3 protein-coding genes are annotated in these 3611 nt (G+C 63.1%); 2 read left to right on the top strand and 1 reads right to left on the bottom strand.

Annotation, left to right across the window (positions count from 1 at the left end; translation table 11 throughout):
- Nucleotides 1-40 precede the first annotated feature (40 nt).
- On the bottom strand, nucleotides 41-2101 hold the full coding sequence (locus tag ACOZKU_RS25570) for a M3 family metallopeptidase (protein ID WP_421581269.1): 2061 nt from the start codon (nucleotides 2099-2101) through the stop codon (nucleotides 41-43).
- Nucleotides 2102-2199: 98 nt separating this feature from the next.
- Here ACOZKU_RS25570 and ACOZKU_RS25565 point away from each other — a divergent pair, with 98 nt between their 5' ends.
- Nucleotides 2200-2481: a hypothetical protein gene (locus ACOZKU_RS25565; protein WP_314089695.1), complete on the top strand. Its 282-nt coding sequence runs from the start codon at nucleotides 2200-2202 to the stop codon at nucleotides 2479-2481.
- Nucleotides 2478-3599 (top strand): DUF475 domain-containing protein, encoded by a 1122-nt coding sequence (locus tag ACOZKU_RS25560; RefSeq protein WP_314089697.1) that lies wholly within the window; start codon nucleotides 2478-2480, stop codon nucleotides 3597-3599. Before ACOZKU_RS25565 ends, ACOZKU_RS25560 begins: the two co-directional genes overlap by 4 nt.
- Nucleotides 3600-3611 lie beyond the last annotated feature (12 nt).

The following is a 3611-nucleotide window of genomic DNA, read 5'->3' as shown; positions in this document are numbered from 1 at the left end:
GCAGGCGGATGAGGGGGCCGCCCACCAGAGCATTAAGCCCCTACGCCGCCAGACCCTTCTTCTCCAACATGGCCTCCGGCGTCGGCAGCTTGCCGCGGAAGGCCTTGTAGGCATCCTCCGGGTCCACCGAGCCGCCCACGGAATAGATATAGGTCTTCAGCCGCGCCGCCATGGCCGGGTTGAAGGCGTCGCCCGTTTCCGTGAAGGCGGAGAAGGCGTCGGCGTCGAGCACTTCCGACCACATGTAGGAATAGTAGCCGGCCGAATAACCGTCGCCCGAGAAGACATGCTGGAAATGCGGTGTGGCGTGGCGCATGACGATGGATTTCGGCAGGCCGATCGTCTCCAGCACCTCCGCCTGCACCGCCATCGGATCCTCGACCGGCCCGCGCGTATGAAACGCCATATCGACCAGCGCCGAGGAGGTGAATTCCACCGTCGCGAAACCCGAATTGAAGGTGCGGGCGGCCAGAACCTTGTCGAGCAGCGCCTGCGGCATCGCCTCGCCGGTCTGGTAATGCACGGCGTAGCGCGTCAGGATTTCCGGCACCGTCAGCCAGTGCTCGTAGAGTTGCGAGGGCAGTTCGACGAAATCGCGCGACACGCCCGTGCCCGAGACGGAGGGATAGGTGACATCCGACAGCATGCCGTGCAATGCGTGGCCGAATTCGTGGAACAGCGTGCGCGCATCGTCCAGAGAGAGCAGCGCCGGCTTGCCCTCCGCCGGTTTTGCGAAATTGCAGACATTGTAGACGATCGGGATCTCGCCGACCGAGCCGTTCGGCAGCGGCAGGCGATGCTGGCTCTGGTAGGAGCTCATCCAGGCGCCGGAGCGCTTGGAGGACCGCGCGAAGTAGTCGCCGAGGAACATGGCGACCAGCCTGTCCTCACGATCGCGGATTTCGAAGACCCGCACATCGGGATGATAGACCGGCACGCCCTTCTGCTCGATGGCGCGAATGCCGAACAGCCGCTCGGCAACGTCGAAGCAGGCGTCGATGATCTTTTCAAGCTGAAGATAGGGCTTCAACTCGGCCTCGGAGAAATTGAATTTTTTCGCGCGCAGCTTTTCGGCGTAGTAACGCCAGTCCCACGGCATGACCTCGTGGTTGCGGCCCTCCTCGGCGATGAGCGCCGCAAGCTCCGCCTCCTCCTCGCGCGCCCGCGCCACGGCCTTTTCCCAGACCTGCATCAGGAGCCCGTTCACCGCATCCGGCGTCTTCGCCATGGTGTTGTCGAGCTTCAGCGCGGCGAAATTCGCGTAGCCGAGCAGCCCGGCCTTTTCCGAACGGAGCGCCAGCGTGTCCTTCACGATGCCGCGATTGTCCGTCTCGCCGTCATTCTCGCCGCGCGCCACCCAGGCCCGGAATGCCTGCTCGCGCAGATCCCGGCGGGCTGAGGAGGCAAGGAAGGGCTCGATGATCGAGCGGGACAGCGTGACCGCGTAGCGCCCGTCCTGCCCACGGTCCCGCGCTGCCGCCGCCATCGCGTCCTTCAGAAAATCCGGCAGACCGTCCAGCGCATCGCCCTCGTCGAGGAAAAGCGCCCAGCTCTTTTCGTCGGCCAGGACGTTCTGGCCGAATTTCGCGCCGAGGCCGGCCAGCGTCTCGTTGATCGCCGAGAGACGGTCCTGCTCGGGCTTGGCGAGCTTGGCGCCCGATTTGACAAAACCCTTCCAGTGCCGCTCCAGCACGCGCACCTGTTCCAGCGAGAGGTTCAGGCCCACGCGGCCTTCCCACAGCGCATCGATGCGCTTGAAGAGCGCAGCATTGGTGCCGATCTTCGAATAGTGCCGCGACATTTTGGGCGCGATGTCGCGTTCCAGCGCCTGGATCGTATCGTTGGTGTTCGCACCGGCGCGGCTCCAGAACAGGGCCGAGACGCGCGACAGCGCATCGCCCGCGATCTCCAGCGCCACGACCGTGTTCTCGAAAGTCGGCACGTCGGGATTGCCGGCAATCGCATCGATCTCCGCCTCATGGGCCGCAAGCGCCGCATCGAAACTTGCCGCGAAGGCCTCATCCTTCACGAGATCGAACCGCGGCAGGCCATTGAGGCCGGTCCATTCGACGAGGGCGGGATCGATCGGCGTTTCGGTCATGGGAGATCCTTTCTGGCAAATCACTGTGCGTCGAATATAGGAACGGAGACGGTGTCCGGTACAGGGGCGACACAAAAACGGGAACAGAAAACCCGCTTATGCGTTTGACCCGCTGCGGCACCCTGCCACTTGACGCGAAGGGCAACTTCGGTGAAAACAGTCCCGCTCGCGGCCTTTTGACATCGTTGCCGCGACGAACCCTGGTGCCGGGCCCCTCTGGCGAGAGTTTTTACGGCGCTCTCGTGATGTCGGTACCGCCAGCAATGAGCCGGCGGATTCAAACGCACATGAACATCCTGACCATGCCTTACCCGCATGCCCGTTGTGGTATGCGCACCTTCACCTCCCGTATCTCCATCTCCATGGAGGCGCTGTCATGATCGGCAACGGCGAAGGCAAGACCACCCTCTCCTATCTCAAATGGGCACTCATCTCGACCGTCATCGGCCTTGCGCTCGGCGCGTGGCTGGGCTGGCAGACGGAAGGCACGCTCGCCGGCATGGCGACCGTCTTTTTCATCTGCGCGGTTCTGGCAGTGCTGGAAATCTCGCTCTCCTTCGACAACGCCATCGTCAACGCCAACAAGCTCAAGGACATGACGCCGGTCTGGCAACGACGGTTCCTGACCTGGGGGATCCTGATCGCCGTCTTCGGCATGCGCATCGTCTTCCCGCTTCTGATCGTCGTCATCGCCGCCGGAATCGGCCCGATCGACGCGCTCATCCTCGCGGCCCGCGAGCCGGCGGAATACGCCCGCATCATGAATGAGGCGCATCTGCCGATCGCCGCCTTCGGCGGTACCTTCCTGATGATGGTCGGCCTCACCTACTTCTTCAATCATGAGAAAGACGTGCACTGGATCGGCTTCATCGAGAAGCACATGGCCCGCTCGGCGACCGTCAAGGGCATCGAGATCGCCTTTGTTCTCGCGCTGATCATCGGCTTCTCCAAGCTCTTAGAACCGGCGGAAGCCAATACCTTCGTGCATGCGGCCGTCTACGGCCTCCTGACCTTCCTTGCGGTCGAAGTTATCGGCGGGTTGCTCGATGCCTCGCAGAAGGCGATGTCTGAAGCGGCCAAGGGCGGCCTCGGCGCCTTCATCTACCTGGAAGTGCTCGATGCCAGCTTCTCCTTCGACGGCGTCATCGGCGCCTTCGCGCTGACGCAGAACCTCTTCGTCATCGCCATCGGTCTCGGCATCGGCGCCATGTATGTGCGCTCGATGACCATCATGCTGGTGGAGAAGGGCACACTGGCCGAATACCGCTACCTGGAGCACGGCGCGTTCTATGCGATCCTGATCCTCTCGGTCGTTATGTATTGCCAGACGCTGGTGCATATCCCCGAGGTCATCACCGGCCTTGGCGGTGCAACGCTGATCGGCATCTCGCTGTGGTCCTCCATCCGCTACAACAGGCGGGAGAAGGCACTGGGGCATCATGCGGCCCCGCAGGCCGGCGACCGCGTCGCCGCGCAGCTTGGCGAAAACAAGGCTTAAAACAACAGGGCC

The organism is Shinella sp. M31 (genome assembly GCF_049199205.1).
Lineage (GTDB): Bacteria > Pseudomonadota > Alphaproteobacteria > Rhizobiales > Rhizobiaceae > Shinella.
Note: the sequence above shows the minus strand (reverse complement) of the source record. Positions and strands in the feature narration are given on the sequence as shown.

Bases quoted from the DNA above. Each gene is read 5' to 3' on its own strand.
- ACOZKU_RS25570 (WP_421581269.1), bottom strand. From the start codon at position 2,101: ATGACCGAAACGCCGATCGATCCCGCCCTCGTCGAATGGACCGGCCTC.
- ACOZKU_RS25565 (WP_314089695.1), top strand. From the start codon at position 2,200: ATGCGTTTGACCCGCTGCGGCACCCTGCCACTTGACGCGAAGGGCAAC.
- ACOZKU_RS25560 (WP_314089697.1), top strand. From the start codon at position 2,478: ATGATCGGCAACGGCGAAGGCAAGACCACCCTCTCCTATCTCAAATGG.